We start from the raw sequence: 17428 nt of genomic DNA, 5'->3' as shown, positions 1-17428 counted from the left end.
GCGCACGTCGATCCGAAGCCCCTGGTGGCCCGCCTCCTAGGCGGACCGACGCGCAGACCCCTCGCACGCGACCGCCTCCTCCGGGCGGTCGTTCTGCATGTCAGGGCCCGGGTGGGGCACGACCCGATTCAAGGACCACGATGACCTCGCTCCTCTCCCGCATCCTCGCCTCCGACGGGACGCTGCCGTTCGCGGTGGTCCTCCGCCAGGGCCGCGACGCCGTCGACGTGTTCACGGGCGACGTCCTCGACGTCGAGGGCCTGGCCGACATCCCGCTCGACGGCGACGACGTGCTGACCCTGGTGCCCTACCGGCAGGTGCGCGAGCGCGGCTTCGCGGCGAAGGACGACGGAGCCCCGCTGCGCAACCTCGTGGTGCGCGAGCGCGAGAGCGTCCCCCTGGCCGAGGTGCTGCGGCTCCTGCCCGCGCGGGAGATCCCGGTCGAGGAGCGCGGCTTCGACGTGCCGGACGACGAGTACGCCGACATCGTCCGCCGGGTGATCGAGGACGAGATCGGCCGCGGCGAGGGCGCCAACTTCGTCATCAACCGCGCCTTCGTCGCGCAGACCGACGCGCCGCCCGTCGAGGCGGTCCTGGCCTGGTTCCGCCGCCTGCTCACCGACGAGTCCGGCGCGTACTGGACCTTCGCGATCCACACCCCCGGCGTCGACGGCGCGCAGACGGTCACCGCCGTCGGCGCGACCCCCGAGCGCCACGTCTCGGTGCGCGACGGCGTCGCCATGATGAACCCGATCAGCGGCACCTTCCGCCACCCCGCGGCCGGACCCACCGGGGAGGAGGTGCTCGCGTTCCTCGCCGACGTGAAGGAGAGCGAGGAGCTCTTCATGGTCGTGGACGAGGAGATGAAGATGATGAGCGCGGTCTGCCCGGACGGCGGCCGCATCCTCGGGCCGTTCCTCAAGCAGATGTCGCGGCTCAGCCACACCGAGTACCTGCTCGAGGGCCGCACCGGACTCGACGTGCGCGAGGTCCTGCGGCTGACGATGTTCGCGCCCACGGTCACCGGCTCGCCGATGGAGAACGCGTGCGCCGTGATCGCCGAGTACGAGAAGGAGCCGCGCGGCTACTACTCCGGCGTGCTCGCCCTCTTCGAGCCGGAGGAGCACGGCTACACGGTCGACGCCCCCATCCTCATCCGCACCGCCTACCTCCGCGCGGACGGCCGCCTCACCGTGCCGGCCGGCGCGACGCTCGTGCGCCACTCCACCCCCGAGGGCGAGGTCGCCGAGACGCGTGCGAAGGCGTCGGGCGTCCTCTCCGCCCTGGGCCTGCTGCCGCACCGCGAGGTGCCGCCGGCCATCGACCTGAACGCGCAGCCGGGCGTGCAGGAGGCGCTCGAGGCGCGCAACGAGCGGCTCGCCTCGTTCTGGCTCCGGCCCCAGGCGCCCGAGCACATCGCCGGCCTCGCCGGGCACACCGCGCTGATCGTCGACAACGAGGACCAGTTCACGACGATGCTCGCCCACCAGCTGCGCCACCTCGGGATGGACGCCCGGGTCGAGCGCTGGTCGGAGGTCGCCGACGTGCTGAGCGACGACCTCGTCGTCTTCGGCCCCGGCCCGGGCGACCCCCGCGACGACTCCGACCCGCGGATCGCGCACCTGCGCTCGCTGATGACCGCGCGGCTCGAGGCGGAGCGGCCGATGCTCGCCGTCTGCCTCAGCCACCAGATGCTGTCGCTGCTGGCGGGCCTCCCGGTCGAGCCGCTTCCCGCGCCCCGCCAGGGCGTGCGCTTGGCGGTGGACGTGTTCGGCGAGGACGCCGCGATCGGCTTCTACAACACCTTCTCCTCCGTCGCCCCCGGCGTCGCGCGCACGCCCCGGCTGGGGCTCGAGGTCTCGGTCGACCCGGAGACGGGAGTGGTCAACGCCCTCCGCGGCGAACACGTCGCGTCGGTGCAGGGGCACCTGGAGTCGGTGCTCTCCTCCGACGGCCTGCGCACCCTGGAGCGGCTGGTCCGCACCGCGACCGCTCAGCCCGCGCGCGCATGAGCGGCCTGCGGCTGATCGCGTCGCCCGCCTACCCGGCCGAGCTGCAGGAGGCGGTGGCCGCCGCCGTGCGCGCGGCGGCCGAGGCGGCGCGCGGCTGGTACGGGCGCGGCGACAAGATCGCGGCGGACGAGGCGTCGGTCGCGGCGATGCGCGCCGTGCTGGCCGACGCTCCGTTCGACGGCGTCGTCGTGATCGGCGAGGGCGAGAAGGACGAGGCCCCGATGCTCGCGAACGGCGAGCGCCTCGGCCGCGCCTCCGCTCCCTCCTGCGACGTGGCGGTCGATCCGCTCGACGGCACCCGGCTCACGGCGGAGGGGCTCCCCGGCTCGGTGAGCGTGATCGCGCTCGCCCCCCGCGGCACGCTGTTCGACCCGCGCGACGTGTTCTACATGGACAAGCTGGTCTGCTCTGCAGCGGGCCGGGGCGCCGTCTCGCTCGACCTCCCTCCCGCCGAGAACGCCGCACGGCTGGCGGCGGCGCTCGGGAAGCCCGTCGCGGAGCTGGTCGTCGTCGTGCTCGACAAGCCGCGTCACTCCGGGCTCATCGCGGCTCTGCGCGCGGCCGGGGTCGCGCTCGAGCTGCGCGGCGAGGGCGACGTGTCGGTCGCGATCGAGGCGGCCGATCCCGCGGGCCGCGTCGACCTCGTCCTCGGCATCGGCGGCACCCCGGAGGGAGTGGTCGCCGCGTGCGCCGTCCGCGCCCTCGGCGGGGTCATGGAGGGGCGCCTCGCCCCCCGGACCGCACCGGAGCGCGCGAACGCCCTGGCCGCCGGCCACGACCTCGACCGTCTGCTGACCCTGGAGGACCTGGTCTCCTCGGACGACGTGCTCTTCGCGGGCTGCGCGGTCTGAGACCTCTCCCGGCAGAGGGCGCGGCCCGCCCCGCTCCGGAGCCGGGGCGGGGGTGACGGATGTCACGGCACCTCGGTGACAGAGGAGCGAGGCACTGCGGCGACCCCCTCGACAGGCTGAGGGCATGACCTCGACCGACCTCGCCGTGCAGGCGACCGCCCTCACCAAGAGCTTCGGCTCCGTCGCCGCCGTCGCCGGAGTGGACCTCACCGTCCGGCCCGGCGAGATCGTCGCCTTCCTCGGTCCCAACGGCGCGGGCAAGACCACGACCCTCGACATGCTCCTGGGCCTCTCGGCCCCTGACACCGGCGAGGTCACGGTGTTCGGACGCTCGCCGCGCACGGCGATCGCGCACGGGCTCGTCTCGGCCGTCCTGCAGACCGGCGGCCTGCTGAAGGACCTCAGCGTCCACGAGACACTGGAGCTGACCGCGAGCCTCTTCGCGGACACCCGGCCGATCGACGAGGTGCTGGAGCGCGCGGGGATCGCCGACCTCGCCTCCCGCCGCGTGGGACTGTGCTCCGGCGGTCAGCAGCAGCGGCTCCGGTTCGCGATGGCGCTGCTGTCGGACCCCGGCCTGCTCCTGCTCGACGAGCCGACCACCGGCATGGACGTCGAGGGGCGCCGCGCGTTCTGGCAGGCCATCCGCACCGACGCGGCGCGCGGGCGCACCGTCCTCTTCGCCACGCACTACCTCGAGGAGGCGGACGAGTACGCCGACCGCATCGTCCTGATGAGCCGAGGCCGGATCGTCGCCGACGGGACCACGAGCAGCATCAAGAACCTCGTCTCCGGCCGGATCGTCCACGCGACCCTGCCCGGCGCCGACCTCGCCGCCCTCGCCGCGCTCCCCCGGGTCTCCAGCGTCGAGGCCCAGGGCGACCGGATCACGGTGCACACCGACGACTCCGACGCCCTCGCCCGCCACCTGCTCACCCGCACCGGTGCCCGCGACGTCGAGATCACCGCCCAGAACCTCGAGAGCGTCTTCCTCGCCCTCACCTCCGAAGGAGCCTCCGCATGACCGCCACGACCCCCGCCGCCGACCGCGTCCGCCTCGACCGCCGCTCGCCGGCGCTCGGCGGCTTCACCACGACCTACCTGCGCATCGAGATCCTGCGGCGGCTGCGGAACCGGCGGACCCTCTTCTTCACCCTCCTCTTCCCGGTCCTGATGTTCTTCATCGTCGGGTACCCGCTCCGCGACGAGCCGCTGACCGCGACTCCGATCGCGGCGGGCGGCGTCTCGATCGCGGCCTTCATCATGGTGTCGATGGCGATGTACGGAGCGATGATGTCGGCCACGCAGACCGGGGCGGCCGTCGCCGTGGAGCGCGCGCAGGGCTGGAGCCGGCAGCTGCGGCTCACCCCGCTGAACCCCGTGGTCAACGTTCTGATCAAGATGATCGCCGGGATGGCGCTGGGCCTGCTCGCCGTCGTCGCCACCTATGCGGTCGGCGCCGCCAGCGGCATCGAGCTCTCGGCGGTGCAGTGGGTCGCGACCGGACTGACGGGCTGGCTGCTCGCGAGCGCCGTCTTCACGACGCTCGGCCTCATGGTGGGCTACATGGTGCCGGGCGAGAACGCGGCACAGATCACGAGCCTGGTCATCGTGGTCCTCGCGTTCCTGGGCGGCCTCTTCTACCCGGTGAGCAGCATGCCCGGATTCCTGCAGAGCATCGCCGCCCTGACGCCGGTCTACGGGATCAGCGAGCTCGCGCGAGCGCCGCTGACCGGCGAAGGGTTCGACCTCGGCGCTCTGGTCGACGCACTCGTGTGGCTCGGTCTGCTCCTCGGCGGGACGGTGTTCTTCTTCCGCCGCGACACGAAGCGGGTGTGACGGATGCGCCACCGCGGTCGGCTCCGTCCTAGGGTGAGCGCGTGAGCAGCACCACCGCCTCCGGGCACGGCGAGACAGGGTGGCCGATCCGCCCGGCCGCGGCGGGCGCCGACCCGGGAGCGACCCTGCGCACGGCTCTCTGGACCCCGCGTGCGCTGCGCTGGTACGCGGGAGCGGTCTTCTCGCTCTTCTGGGTGTACTCGACCGTGCCGTCGGTCCTCGACGATCCGGAGTGGCCCCGCCGCGTCGTCGGCGTCACCCTCATCGCCGCTTTCAGCGCCGGATTCCTCGTCGCACCGCCGCTCGCCTGGACCCTCGCGACGCGGGGCCGGCTGCTGATCTGCCTCGGACTGCTCGCCTTCTCCTTCACCCTCCTCCCCTGGCTCGGGCGGGACGTGACGGGGCTCTGGACCTACGTCGGAGTCCTGGTCGGCATGTGCGTGTTCACCTGGCGCCTCACGGCCACCCTGATCGGAGCCCTCGCCTCCGTGACGCTCGCCGTCCGCCTCGAGAGCGACGGCGTCACCGAGACCGCCTTCGTGGTGCCGGTGATCATCCTCTCCATCTCCCTGATGATGGCCACCTTCGCGCGCACGATCGCCACCGTCAACCAGCTCCGCGACACCCGCGCCGAGCTGGAGGTCCTGACGGCCGAGCGCGAGCGGAGCCGGGTCGCCCGCGACATCCACGACATCCTGGGCCATTCGCTGACGGTGATCACCGTGAAGTCGGAGCTGGCCGGGCGCCTCCTCGACGCCGACCCGGAGCGGGCGCGGGCCGAGATCGCGGACGTGGAGTCGCTCGCGCGGGGCGCTCTCGCCGACGTCCGCGCGACCGTGTCCGGCTTCCGGGCCACGACCGCGAGCGGAGCGCTGGCCGCCGCGCGCGGCGCTCTCGCCGCGGCGGGGATCTCCGCCGACCTGCCCTCCTCCACCGACACCGTGCTCCCGCAGCATCGCGAGCTGGTGGGGTGGGTGATCCGCGAGGGAGCGACGAACGTCGTCCGCCATTCGAGCGCCTCGCGCTGCCGGATCCGCCTCACCGCCTGCGAGGTCGAGATCGCGGACGACGGAGTGGGTCCGCAGCCGGGAGCAGCGGGCTCGACCGGACTGGCCGGGCTCCGCGAGCGGGTCGAGGCGGCGGGCGGCCGGCTCTCCGTCGGGACGAGCGAGCTCGGGGGCTTCCGCCTGGCGGCTACCCTCCCCGGAGGCGGACGGTGAGCGCTCTGCGCCTCCTGATCGCCGACGACCAGGCGCTGGTGCGGGGCGCACTCGCCGCCCTGCTCTCGCTGGAGTCCGACATCGACGTGGTGGCGGAGGTCGGCCGCGGGGACGAGGTGGTCGCCGCGGCGCTCGCCTCGACGCCGGACGTCGCGCTGCTGGACATCGAGATGCCGGGGCTGGACGGGATCGCCGCCGCCGCGCTCCTCCGCGAGGCGCTGCCGGCCTGCCGCGTGCTGATCGTGACGACCTTCGGCCGTCCCGGCTACCTCAGCCGCGCGATGCAGGCGGGGGCATCGGGCTTCGTGGTCAAGGACACGCCCTCGGCTCAGCTGGCGGACGCCGTGCGGAGGGTCGGGCAGGGGCTGCGCGTGGTCGATCCCGCGCTCGCTGCGGAGTCGCTGGCGCAGGGAGGCACGCCCCTGACCGAGCGGGAGGCCGACGTGCTCGCCGCCGCGCGCACCGGAGGCTCGATCGCCGATCTCGCCCGGATGCTGCACCTCTCGCCGGGGACCGTGCGGAACCACCTCTCGGCGGTGATCGGCAAGACGGGCGCCCGCAACCGGGCCGACGCCCTCCGGATCGCGGAGCGCAACGGCTGGCTCTGAGAGTCCGGCCCGGCGGCACGATCACGGCGCTCCGCTCCGGAGCCGACCGCAGCGGAGCGCGACAGGAACGCCGAAGGCCCCGGCTCGACGCGCGAACCGGGGCCTTCTCGCTGTAGCGGGAGCGGGACTTGAACCCGCGACACCACGATTATGAGCCGTGTGCTCTAACCACCTGAGCTACCCCGCCGCGCGTTCTTCGCAGGTCTGGCCTGCGGGGAACGGAGCCCCCTGTGGGAATCGGACCCACTACCTCTTCCTTACCAAGGAAGTGCTCTACCAATGAGCTAAGGGGGCGCACCTGCGGGTCTGACAGCCCCTCTCGGGGCGTGCCCGCGATTTGGCACCGTTAGACGATAGCACCTCCGCGGAGCGTCGATGACCGCGGGGGACGCGCCCCCGCGGCCGCCCGTCTGCGGCTACGCCCGGCTCGCCTCGTCGAGCGCGGCGAGCTCCTCGGCGCTCAGCTCGAGGGAGGCCGAGGCGATCAGCGCCGGCAGCTGCTCCATCACGCGGGCGCTGGCGATCGGCGCGACCACTCCGGGCTGCGAGCGGAGCCAGGCGAGCGCCACCGTCGCCACCTCGGCGCCGTGCGCCTCCGCCGCCGCATCGAGCGCCGCCAGCACCCGGCGGCCGCGACCGTCGAGGTAGCGGGAGGCACCATCGGCGCGCGGGCCCTCGGGCGTCGATCCGTCGCGGTACTTGCCGGTCAGGAAGCCCGACGCCAGGGCGGAGTAGGGGACGACGGCCAGCCCCGCCTCGCGGGCGAGGGGCAGCAGGTCGGCCTCGATCCCGCGCTCCACGAGGTTGTAGTGCGGCTGCAGCGCGACGGGCGCGTGCAGGCCCTCCTCGCCCGCGATGCGCAGCCACTCCGCGACGCGATCGGCGCTGAAGTTCGACACTCCGATCGCGCGGACCAGGCCCTGGTCCACGAGCTCCGAGAACACGGCGGCGATGTCGGCCATCGGCACGGCCTCGTCGTCGAAGTGGGCGTAGTAGAGGTCGATCCGGTCGGTCGCGAGGCGCTCGAGGGAGGCGCGGGCGGCCGCGCGCACGGTGTCGGGCGCGAGGCCGGTGAACTGCGGGTGGCGACCCGCCTTCGTCGCGATCACCACGTCGTCCCGGTCCCCCGAGCGCTGCGCGAGCCACTCGCCGATGATCGTCTCGGACTCGCCGCCCGTGTTGCCCGGGACCCAGGCGGAGTAGGCGTCGGCGGTGTCGATGAAGTCGCCGCCCGCGGCCGTGTAGCCGTCGAGGACGTCGAAGGAGGTCTGCCGGCCCGCGGTCCAGCCGAAGACGTTGCCGCCGAGCGAGAGCGGGAAGACGTCGATGCCGGAGTCGCCGAGCGGCGAGCGGGTGACGGAGGAGGATGCTGCGCTGTCGATGGTCATCCCCCGATTCAAGTCCCGCACCCCGCCCCGATCGACCCCCCTCCCGCGCATGCGCGGCAAGGACTCAGGCTGTCAGCGCCGCGGGTAGTCGGCGTAGGCGAAGCGCGTCGAGTCCGGCGCCCAGCCGGAGACGTTGATCGTCCCCTGCCCGCCGTGGAGGCGCTCCAGCACTCGGCCGGGCTCGAGCGTCGAGCGCCCGGGGAGGTCGAGCAGCCGCAGCTCGACGTCGACGTTCTCGGGGTGCCCGGCCGTCCCCTCCGGATACGCGAGGTAGAGCAGGTGCGCGCCGTCGGGCGACTCGTGCGGGAACCAGTCGACCGTGTCCGACTCGACCAGGCGGGAGAGCGCGGAGCCGTCGAGGCCGATGCGGAACAGCTGCGCCCCGCCCCCGGCCCGCTCGGAGTTGAAGACGAGGGTGCGGCCGTCGGCCGAGACGTCGACGCCGTCGTCCGCCGGCTCGTCGTCGGTCAGGGCGGTGAGCGCGCCTCCTCCGGCCGGCATCGTGTAGACGTCGGTCCGCCACCGCCCGGAGGCGTCGCCGCCGCCGATCAGCGCGAGGGTCGCGCCGTCGGGCGAGACGCCGTGCAGGTAGTGCTTGAAGCGCGCGCCCTCGCGCTCGGCGGTCAGGCGGCGGGCGGGGGCGGAGCCGTCGAGCTCGACCGCGTAGAGGTGCCCGTCGCGCGCCGAGACGTAGGCGAGCCCGCCGGACGGGGCGAGCACGTGGTCGTTGTTGAGCTCGGCCGGCACCCCGTCGAGCGGGATCGGCTCGAGCACGGCCGCCCCCTCGAGCGGCAGCCGGAAGAGGCCGCCGTCGCCGTTCACGATCAGGGCGGAGCCGTCCGGAGTCCAGTTCGGCGCCTCCACGAGGACGGAGTCGGACTCGAAGACGGTCGTCGACTCCCCCGTCGCGAGGTCGTGGACGCGGAGTCGGCAGAGCTGGTCGGGGAGGAGCGAGCGGGCCATGCTCCCCACGGTAGGGCCCTGGCGGATCACGACGGGGCCGTCAAGCCTCTCCGCACTCAGGTTCCGCGGGAGGGCGCTCCGATATTCTTGACCGACTTATGCGCTGGGTACACCTTGGGAGGAACATGTGATGCTCCTCATCCTCGTGATCTCGTTCGCGATCGCCGTGGTGACCCCCTGGCTGGTGGACCGGTTCGGGCCGAAGACGTTCTACGCGCTGGCGCTGATCCCGGCCGCGAGCTTCGTCGCCACCGCGACCGCCCTGCCGACGATCCTCGACGGCGGCGAGATCCGCGAGTCCGTGCCGTGGATCCCCGCGCTCGACATCGCCCTCTCCTTCCGCCTGGACGCGCTCTCGATCGTCCTCGCCCTCGTGGTCAGCGGAGTCGGCGCCCTGGTCCTCGCCTACTGCGCGACGTACTTCAGCCGCGACGAGCCCTCGCTGGGCCGGTTCGCAGCGCTCCTGTCCGCGTTCGCCGGAGTGATGTACGGGCTGGTCACGGCCGACGACGTGATCATCCTCTTCGTCTTCTGGGAGGCGACGAGCGTCCTCTCCTACCTCCTCATCGGCCACTACAGCGGGCGCAAGGAGAGCCGGGGTGCCGGTCTCCAGGCGCTCCTGGTCACGACTCTCGGCGGGCTGGCGATGCTGGTCGGGATCATCGTCCTGATCGTGCAGGCCGGCACCACCAGCCTCTCCGGGATCGTCGCCGCCGCCCCCTCCGGCCCGATCGTGTCGACGGCGCTGGTGCTGGTGCTGCTCGGCGCGTTCTCGAAGTCCGCCCTGGTGCCGTTCCACTTCTGGCTGCCGGCCGCGATGGCCGCTCCCACGCCGGTCAGCGCCTACCTGCACGCCGCCGCGATGGTGAAGGCGGGCATCTACCTCGTCGCGCGCCTCGCGCCGGGCTTCGCCGACGACTCCGTCTGGCTGCCCGTGGTGGTGAGCGTCGGAGTCTGGACCATGCTCGTCGGCGGCTGGCGCTCGCTCCGGCAGTACGACCTCAAGCTCGTGCTGGCCTACGGCACCGTCAGCCAGCTCGGCTTCCTGACCGTCGCCGTCGGCTTCGGCTCGCGCGACGCCGCGCTGGCCGGACTGACCCTGCTCGTCGCCCACGCTCTCTTCAAGGCGCTGCTCTTCCTCACCGTCGGCATCGTCGACCACCGCGCCGGCACGCGCGACCTCCGCAAGCTCAGCGGCCTGGGACGGCAGGCGCCGGTGCTCGCGGGCGCCGCCCTCGTCGGCGTGCTGTCGATGGCGGGCATCCCGCCGCTGCTGGGCTTCGTCGCCAAGGAGGCCGTGTTCACGAGCCTGATCTCGGCGATCGAGCAGGGCTCGTTCTGGGCCTGGGTCGCGCTGGTCGGCCTCGTCCTCGGCTCGATCCTCACCGTGGCCTACTCCGCGCGCTTCTTCTGGGGCGCCTTCGCCCGCAAGAAGGGGCTCGAGGACACGCACCTGCACGCCGAGCCGTGGACCTTCACCGCCGCCCCGGTGCTGCTGGCCGCCGCCAGCGTGATCGGCGGGATCGCCGCCTCCGTGCTCGACCCGCTCGTCGCCGTCTATGCGGACACCCTCCCCTACGCCGCCCCGGACGCCGACCCGGAGCTCGCCGCCGCTGCGGAGACCTCCGACCACGGCGGCTACCACCTCGCGCTCTGGCACGGCTTCGAGCCCGCGCTGGCACTCAGCGCCCTCGTGATCGCCGTCGGACTCCTGCTCTTCGCCAAGCGCGTCGCCGTCGCGCGCGCGCAGTCGATGCTGCCCAACCGGATCGACTCGGCCGAGGGCTACTGGGCCACCGTCCGCTGGCTCGACCGTGTCGCCAGCACGGTCACCGAGTTCGTCCAGCGCGGCTCGCTCCCCCGCTACCTGACGGTGATCTTCGCGGTCTTCGTCCTCGGCGTCGGCGGTGCTGCCGCCCTCAACCGCACCTGGCCGGGCGATCTCGTCTTCTGGGACAGCCCGGGCCAGCTCGCGGTCGCGGCCGTGATGATCCTCGCGGCGGTGCTGTGCGCGATCGCCCGCAACCGGGTCGCCGCCGTGCTGCTGGCCGGCGCCACCGGCTACGGGATGGTGGCCCTCTTCGCCCTGCAGGGTGCACCGGACCTCGCCCTCACCCAGGCGCTGATCGAGACGGTGACCCTCGTGGTCTTCGTCCTGGTGCTGCGCCGCCTCCCGACCCGCATCGCCGCGAAGCACCAGCCGATGCGCAAGCGCCTGCGCGCCGTCATCGGCATCGCGGTCGGAGCGGTCATGGCCCTCGCCGCCACCATCGCCCTCGGCGCCCGGACCGCGACGCCGATCTCGGCCGAGCTGCCCCGCCTCGCCTACGAGGAGGGCAAGGGCCGCAACATCGTCAACGTCCTGCTCGTCGACATCCGCGCCTGGGACACGATGGGCGAGATCTCGGTCCTCGTCGTGGTCGCCACCGGCGTCGCGAGCCTGATCTTCCTCTCCAGCCGGGCCGGAGGCGCTCCCCGCCTCGAGTCGCAGAGCGCCGACGACCGCCGCGAGCGCGCGATGGACCTGACCGCCTCCTCCGCCGACGCCGAGCGCGACGGCGACCGCGGCTCCTGGCTCGTCGCCGGGCGCACGCTCCGGCCGGAGAACCGCTCGATCGTGCTCGAGGTGCTGGTGCGCCTGCTCTTCCACCCCGCGATGATCGTGTCGGTCTACCTGCTCTTCACCGGACACAACACCCCGGGCGGAGGCTTCGCGGGCGGCCTGCTCGCCGGTCTCGCCCTCGTCGCGCGCTACCTCGCCGGCGGCCGCTTCGAGCTCGGCGAGGCCGCGCCGATCGACGCGGGCAAGGTCCTCGGACTCGGCCTCTTCTTCGCCGTCGGCACCGCCGTCTCCTCCCTCGCCTTCGGCCTCGAGGTCCTCGAGTCGAGCTGGCTCGACCTCGAGGTGCCGGTGCTGGGCGAGCTCCACCTGGGCACGTCCACCCTCTTCGACATCGGGGTGTACCTGATCGTGATCGGCCTCGCCCTCGACATCCTCCGCAGCCTCGGCGGCGAGGTCGACCGCCACGGCGAGGAGGCCGAGCAGGGCTCCCCCTCGGGCGACGGCGTCACGCACTCGACGGACAGCACCCCCGGCCCCGGCCAGGGCACGGTCGACGGGCTCGAGACCTCGCTCCCCACCGGCTCCACGGTCGTCGGCGGACCGGGCAGGGGGGACGGCGCATGAGTATCACCCTCGTCCTCGTCGTCGTCATGGCGGTGATGTATGCGGCGGGCGTCTACCAGATGCTCGAGCGCAGCCTCACCCGCATCCTGATCGGGTTCCTGCTCGTCGGGAACGCGACCAACATCCTCATCCTGCTGATGGCCGGCCGCTCGGGGATCGCGCCGTTCGTCACCGACGACGGGCGCTCCTACGAGCAGATCGCCGCCGAGATGGCCGACCCGCTGCCGCAGGCGCTGATCCTCACCGCGATCGTGATCACCTTCGGGGTGTCCGCCTTCCTCCTCGCGATGATCTACCGCCGCTGGCGCCTCGCCAACGCCGACCAGGTGGAGGACGACGAGACCGACGCCTCCGTCCGCGAGGACGCGGCGGGCATCTCGGCCCAGACCACCGCCGACGACCGGGCGCTCGACGTCCTGCTCGAGTCCAGCGACGAGGGCACCGCCGCCAAGCACGGGGAGAGCGCCATGACCGACGACAGGAAGGAGGACCGATGAACGCCCTGATCCCGCTCGTCGTCACCCTCCCCCTCCTGGGAGCGGCCGTCGCGCTGATCCTCGGACGCCACCGGCGCGCGCAGATCACCGTGAACATCGTGACCCTCTCGAGCGTTCTGGTGATCTCCTCGGTGATGCTCGTGCTGGTCCTCACCGGCGACGGAGGCGGCAGCGCCGTCTACGTGGGCGGCTGGGAGCCGCCGTGGGGCATCGTGCTGGTCGTCGATCCGCTCGCCGCGCTGATGCTCGTGATCACCTCGATCACCCTGCTGGGCGTCCTGCTGTTCTCGGTCGGCCAGGGCCTCGTCGACGGCAACCGCGAGACGCCGGTCACGATCTTCCACCCGACCTACCTGATCCTCTCGGCGGGCATCCTCAACGCCTTCGTCGCGGGCGACCTCTTCAACCTCTACGTCGGCTTCGAGATCCTGCTGGCCGCGAGCTACGTGCTGATCACTCTGGGCGGCACCGCACCGCGGATCCGCGCCGGCACGACCTACGTGGTCGTCAGCCTGGTCTCGAGCGTGTTCTTCCTCTCGGCCATCGGCCTGCTCTACGGCGCCACCGGCACGGTCAACATGGCGCAGCTCTCGATCCGCATCGCCGAGCTCCCCGCCGACGTGCAGCTGGTGCTCCACGTGGTGCTGCTGCTCGGCTTCGGGATCAAGGCGGCCGTGTTCCCCCTGTCGTTCTGGCTCCCGGACTCGTACCCCACAGCTCCGGCGCCGGTCACCGCCGTCTTCGCCGGACTCCTCACCAAGGTCGGCGTGTACGCACTGATCCGCACCGAGACCCTGCTCTTCCCCGGCGGGAGGCTGAGCGAGGTGCTGCTGGTGGTGGCGCTGCTGACGCTGATCGTCGGCATCCTCGGCGCCGTCGCGCAGGCCGACATCAAGCGGATGCTGTCCTTCACGCTGGTCTCGCACATCGGCTACATGGTCTTCGGGATCGCCGTGGGCACCCCGGCCGGCTACGCGGCGACGATCTTCTACGTCATCCACCACATCACCGTGCAGACGACGCTCTTCCTCGCGACCGGCCTGATCGAGCGCGTCGGCGGCACCACCTCGATCCTGCGCCTCGGCGGGCTGCTCAAGGCCTCGCCGCTGCTGGCGCTGCTCTACTTCATCCCCGCGATGAACCTCGGCGGGATCCCGCCGTTCACCGGCTTCCTCGGCAAGGTGGGGCTCTTCGTCGCCGGCACGGAGTCGGCCGTCGACCAGCCCTCGTGGCTGATCTGGGCCGTCATCGCCGCCGGAGCCGTGACCTCGCTCCTGACCCTCTACGCCGTCGCGCGCGTCTGGAACATGGTCTTCTGGCGCCGCCAGGAGGAGGTGCCCGGCTACGAGTCGCCCCTGATCGACCAGCTGCAGGAGGACCCCCACGACACGGGCAGCATCCGCACCCGCCACTCGCCGCCGATGATGGTGCTCGCCACCGCGGGGATGGTCGTGGTCGGCGTCGTGCTGACCGTCGGCGCCGGTCCCCTCTACGACGCGAGCGAGCGAGCGGCGAGCGCGGTCGCCGACCCCGCGACCTACATCGCGACCGTCTACCGCGACTCGTCCTTCGGAGAGGAGGGGCCGCGATGAGCCCCCGCCGCCGCGTCGACATCTGGAACCGCGTCGCGATGTTCGTGACCCTCGTCGGGATCTGGGTGCTGCTCTGGGACGACGTCTCGGTGCTGTCGATCGTCACCGGCTTCCTGGTCGCCCTGCTGATCACCCGGGTGTTCTACCTGCCGCCGGTCGAGTTCTCGAACCGCATCAACCCGTGGTTCGTGCTCCTCTTCCTCCTGCGCCTGCTGGCCGACATCGCGGTGGCCTCGGTGCGGGTGTCCTGGCAGATCCTGACCCTGCCCGTCCCGGTGCACAACGCCATCGTCGCCGTGCACCTGCGCAGCCGCTCCGAGGGGATGCTCGTCTGGACGACGGAGGCCGTCTCGCTCGTCCCCGGCTCCCTGGTGATCGACGTGGACCCGCAGCTGAACGTCCTCTACCTGCACGTGCTCGGCGTGACCCACGACGAGGGCGAGCGGATCGACGAGGTGCGCCGGACGGTCCTCCGGACGGAAGCGCGCATCGTCCGGGCCATCGGCTCCCGCGAGGACGTGCAGCGCGTGAATCGGCCGATCGAGGCCGGATCGGGGGTGGTCCGGTGATCGACTGGCTGATCTGGATCCTGGTGCCGGTCTTCGGCGCCGCGTGCCTGCTCGCGCTCGTGCGGATCCTCCGCGGTCCGTCCGTGCTCGACCGGGTCGTCGCGGCCGACGTGCTCGTCGCGACGATCATCTGCGGGATCGGCGCCGAGATGGCGGTCAACCACCACGCGCGGACCCTGCCCGTCGCGCTCGGGCTCGCGCTGTTCGCCGTCTTCGGATCGATCAGCGTCGCCAAGTTCATGGCCAACCGCGAGGAGGACTGACATGGACCTGTTCTTCGACGTGCTCACCGCTGTGCTGCTGCTGGTCGGCGCCCTGCTCTCGCTGCTGGCCGCGATCGGCCTGATGCGGTTCGACGACCTGCTCTCCCGGATGCACGCGGGCACGAAGCCGCAGGTGCTCGGACTGATCTGCGTGATGCTCGCGGTCGCCATCCGGAACCCCGGCTTCGCCGCCGCGGGGACCATCGTGCTGGTGATCGGCTTCCAGCTGCTGACCGTGCCCGTCTCGGCGCACATGGTCGGCCGGGCGGCCTACCGGGCCGAGGCCGTCTCTCCCGGGTACCTCGTCGCCGACGAGCTCGCGGAGGCGGTCACCCGCGCCGACGAGCAGGCCCGCGCGACCGGGCCCGAGACCGCGCACGCGTCCGAGGAGCGGGCGCGCACCTCCTCCGCGCCCCCGCCCGAGGACGAGGACTGCCCGGCCGCGACCGCCTAGGCGACGAGGACGAGCTGCACGGCGGAGGCGCCGGTCATGCTGCGCAGCGCGAATCCGCCGATCGCGAGGGTGACGGCGACCAGGCCGCCGACCAGCAGCACCAGCAGCGGCACCACCCACAGCAGCGCCCGTCGGCGTCGGGCTCGGGCCTCGTCCGGCGTCTCTTCGATCACCCGTCGACTGTACGGGACGGCGGGGGCGTGCCCCCGGCGCCCACGAGCCGCCCGATAAACTGGACCTCATGACCCTGGACTCCGCTCTCTCCGGCGCGCCCGAGAACTCCCCCGGCCCCGACTCCGAGGCCGAGCACCGCCGGGGAGCCGAGTGGTGGCGCACCGCCGTCATCTACCAGATCTACCCGCGCTCCTTCGCGGACGCGGACGGCGACGGCATCGGCGACCTGCCCGGCATCGCCTCGCGCCTCGAGAGCCTCGCCGAGCTCGGCGTCGACGCGATCTGGCTCTCGCCCTTCATGACCTCGCCGCAGAAGGACGCGGGCTACGACGTCGCCGACTACTGCGACGTCGATCCGCTCTTCGGCACCCTCGCCGACTTCGACGCGATGCTCGCCCGTGCTCACGCCCTGGGCATCCGGATCATCGTCGACCTCGTCCCCAACCACTCCTCCAGCGCCCACCGCTGGTTCCAGGAGGCGCTCGCCGCTCCCGCGGGCAGCGCCGAGCGGGCGCGCTACCTGTTCCGCGACGGCCGGGGCGAGTCGGGCGAGCTGCCCCCGAACAACTGGGAGTCTGTCTTCGGCGGCCCCGCGTGGACCCGCGTCATGGAGCCCGACGGCTCGGCCGGCCAGTGGTACCTGCACCTCTTCGACACCTCGCAGCCCGACTTCGACTGGACGAACGAGTGGGTGCGCGAGCGCTTCCGGGAGGTCCTCCGCTTCTGGCTCGACCGCGGCGTCGACGGCTTCCGCGTCGACGTCGCGCACGGGATGATCAAGGCCGAGGGGCTGCCTGACTACACGCCGCCCGCCGACAGCGGGTCGATGGGCGGAGTCGCTCCCGCCGACGGCGAGGAGCCCGCCACCGCCCCCTACTGGGCGCAGGACGGCGTCCACGAGATCTACCGCGACTGGCACTCCCTGCTCGCCGAGTACCCGGACGACCGCGTGCTCTGCGCCGAGGCGTGGGTGCAGCCCCTCTCCAAGCTCGCCCGCTGGGTCCGCCCCGACGAGATGCACCAGGCCTTCAACTTCGCCTACCTCGAGACCCCGTGGAGCGCACCCGCCCTCCGCGACATCATCGACTCCTCCGTCGAGGCCTTCGCCGCCGTCGGCGCCCCGTCGACGTGGGTGCTGTCGAACCACGACGTCGTGCGCCACGCGAGCCGCCTGGCCCTGACGTCCGACAACCCGCAGGGCTACGGCATCGGCCCGCGCACGCCGGGACTCCCCGACCCCGTCCTGGGGCTGCGCCGCGCTCGTGCCGCGACCGCCCTCATGCTCGCGCTCCCCGGCTCCGCCTACGTCTACCAGGGCGAGGAGCTCGGGCTCCCCGAGGCGATCGACCTGCCGGACTCGGCGCGTCAGGACCCGACCTGGTTCCGCACCGGCGGCGAGCGCTACGGCCGCGACGGCTGCCGGGTGCCGATCCCGTGGGAGGCGGACGCGCCCGCGTACGGCTTCAGCGGCTCCGGCGACTCCTGGCTGCCGCAGCCCGGCGACTGGGCGCCGCTCGCCCGCGACCGCCAGCGCGGTGTCGAGGGCTCGACGCTCGAGCTGTACCGGTCCCTGCTCGCGGTGCGCCGCGCCGAGGACCTGGGCTCCGGCGCCGTCGAGTGGCTCGGGGGCTACCCGGAGGACGTCGTGGCGTTCCGCAACGGAACGGTCACGGTGATCGCGAACCTCGGCGAGGCTCCGGTCGAGCTGCCCGTCGGCTCCGTGGTGCTGTCCTCGGAGGAGCTGCACGAGCCGGCGCTGCCGGCCGACACCACGGTCTGGCTGCGCGCGGAGTAGCGGGCCGCGGGGTCCG

The 17428-nt window shown here is 72.8% G+C and carries 16 protein-coding genes and 2 tRNA genes; 13 read left to right on the top strand and 5 right to left on the bottom strand.

Features of this window, described 5'->3' with window-relative positions; translation table 11 throughout:
- Positions 1 to 140: 140 nt before the first annotated feature.
- The 6 genes from C5C25_RS04050 (at position 141) to C5C25_RS04025 (ending at position 6530) form a co-directional block, all read left to right on the top strand.
- Positions 141 to 2012, top strand: coding sequence for an anthranilate synthase family protein (locus tag C5C25_RS04050; protein WP_104249796.1), 1872 nt, complete (start codon positions 141 to 143; stop codon positions 2010 to 2012).
- On the top strand, positions 2009 to 2863 hold the full coding sequence (locus tag C5C25_RS04045) for a fructose-bisphosphatase class II family protein (protein WP_104249795.1): 855 nt from the start codon (positions 2009 to 2011) through the stop codon (positions 2861 to 2863). Before C5C25_RS04050 ends, C5C25_RS04045 begins: the two co-directional genes overlap by 4 nt.
- Before the next feature lie 124 nt (positions 2864 to 2987).
- On the top strand, positions 2988 to 3887 hold the full coding sequence (locus C5C25_RS04040) for an ABC transporter ATP-binding protein (protein ID WP_104249794.1): 900 nt from the start codon (positions 2988 to 2990) through the stop codon (positions 3885 to 3887).
- Positions 3884 to 4702 carry an ABC transporter permease gene (locus C5C25_RS04035; protein ID WP_104238293.1) on the top strand — a complete coding sequence of 273 codons (819 nt, stop codon included), beginning with the start codon at positions 3884 to 3886 and terminating at the stop codon, positions 4700 to 4702. The genes C5C25_RS04040 and C5C25_RS04035 overlap by 4 nt, the downstream gene beginning before the upstream one ends.
- Before the next feature lie 41 nt (positions 4703 to 4743).
- A complete protein-coding gene (locus tag C5C25_RS04030; protein ID WP_258069332.1) occupies positions 4744 to 5922 on the top strand; it encodes a sensor histidine kinase in 1179 nt (392 codons plus the stop codon).
- The gene (locus C5C25_RS04025; RefSeq protein ID WP_181074522.1) at positions 5919 to 6530 is read left to right on the top strand and encodes a response regulator; all 612 of its coding nucleotides are present in this window, start codon (positions 5919 to 5921) and stop codon (positions 6528 to 6530) included. The genes C5C25_RS04030 and C5C25_RS04025 overlap by 4 nt, the downstream gene beginning before the upstream one ends.
- Positions 6531 to 6643: 113 nt before the next feature.
- On the opposite strand, the gene C5C25_RS04020 is transcribed toward C5C25_RS04025, so the two are convergent.
- The 4 genes from C5C25_RS04020 to C5C25_RS04005 all read right to left on the bottom strand — a co-directional run bounded on the left by C5C25_RS04020 (position 6644) and on the right by C5C25_RS04005 (position 8881).
- A tRNA-Met gene (locus C5C25_RS04020) sits at positions 6644 to 6717 on the bottom strand.
- Between the two features lie 35 nt (positions 6718 to 6752).
- Positions 6753 to 6824 (bottom strand) — tRNA-Thr (locus tag C5C25_RS04015).
- 122 nt (positions 6825 to 6946) lie between these two features.
- Positions 6947 to 7918, bottom strand: coding sequence for an aldo/keto reductase (locus C5C25_RS04010; RefSeq protein ID WP_104249793.1), 972 nt, complete (start codon positions 7916 to 7918; stop codon positions 6947 to 6949).
- Positions 7919 to 7990: 72 nt separating this feature from the next.
- Positions 7991 to 8881, bottom strand: coding sequence for a PD40 domain-containing protein (locus tag C5C25_RS04005; RefSeq protein ID WP_104249792.1), 891 nt, complete (start codon positions 8879 to 8881; stop codon positions 7991 to 7993).
- Positions 8882 to 9011: 130 nt separating this feature from the next.
- On the opposite strand from C5C25_RS04005, the gene C5C25_RS04000 reads away from it, so the two are divergent.
- From C5C25_RS04000 to mnhG, 6 genes are read left to right on the top strand one after another with little or no spacing between them, the layout of a single operon-like run.
- Positions 9012 to 12068 carry a Na+/H+ antiporter subunit A gene (locus tag C5C25_RS04000; RefSeq protein ID WP_104249791.1) on the top strand — a complete coding sequence of 1019 codons (3057 nt, stop codon included), beginning with the start codon at positions 9012 to 9014 and terminating at the stop codon, positions 12066 to 12068.
- Positions 12065 to 12565, top strand: a complete 501-nt coding sequence (locus C5C25_RS03995) for a Na(+)/H(+) antiporter subunit C (protein ID WP_104223614.1) — start codon at positions 12065 to 12067, stop codon at positions 12563 to 12565. Before C5C25_RS04000 ends, C5C25_RS03995 begins: the two co-directional genes overlap by 4 nt.
- Entirely contained in the window at positions 12562 to 14157 is a 1596-nt protein-coding gene (locus C5C25_RS03990) for a Na+/H+ antiporter subunit D (protein ID WP_104223613.1), read from the top strand. Before C5C25_RS03995 ends, C5C25_RS03990 begins: the two co-directional genes overlap by 4 nt.
- Positions 14154 to 14726, top strand: a complete 573-nt coding sequence (locus C5C25_RS03985) for a Na+/H+ antiporter subunit E (protein ID WP_104234245.1) — start codon at positions 14154 to 14156, stop codon at positions 14724 to 14726. The genes C5C25_RS03990 and C5C25_RS03985 overlap by 4 nt, the downstream gene beginning before the upstream one ends.
- The gene (locus tag C5C25_RS03980; RefSeq protein WP_308470711.1) at positions 14723 to 14989 is read left to right on the top strand and encodes a monovalent cation/H+ antiporter complex subunit F; all 267 of its coding nucleotides are present in this window, start codon (positions 14723 to 14725) and stop codon (positions 14987 to 14989) included. The genes C5C25_RS03985 and C5C25_RS03980 overlap by 4 nt, the downstream gene beginning before the upstream one ends.
- 1 nt (position 14990) lies before the next feature.
- Positions 14991 to 15443, top strand: coding sequence for a monovalent cation/H(+) antiporter subunit G (gene mnhG, locus C5C25_RS03975; RefSeq protein ID WP_104249790.1), 453 nt, complete (start codon positions 14991 to 14993; stop codon positions 15441 to 15443).
- Here mnhG and C5C25_RS16420 read toward each other — a convergent pair.
- Positions 15440 to 15616, bottom strand: a complete 177-nt coding sequence (locus C5C25_RS16420) for a hypothetical protein (protein WP_181067860.1) — start codon at positions 15614 to 15616, stop codon at positions 15440 to 15442. The two genes, mnhG and C5C25_RS16420, sit on opposite strands and share 4 nt — an antisense overlap.
- A gap of 68 nt (positions 15617 to 15684) precedes the next feature.
- Here C5C25_RS16420 and C5C25_RS03970 point away from each other — a divergent pair, with 68 nt between their 5' ends.
- Positions 15685 to 17412: a glycoside hydrolase family 13 protein gene (locus tag C5C25_RS03970; RefSeq protein ID WP_104249789.1), complete on the top strand. Its 1728-nt coding sequence runs from the start codon at positions 15685 to 15687 to the stop codon at positions 17410 to 17412.
- Positions 17413 to 17428 lie beyond the last annotated feature (16 nt).

It is taken from the genome of Rathayibacter sp. AY2B9 (assembly GCF_002931595.1).
Taxonomy (GTDB): Bacteria; Actinomycetota; Actinomycetes; order Actinomycetales; family Microbacteriaceae; genus Rathayibacter.
The sequence above is the reverse complement of the archived record's forward strand: the minus strand, read 5'-3'. Positions and strand labels throughout refer to the sequence as shown.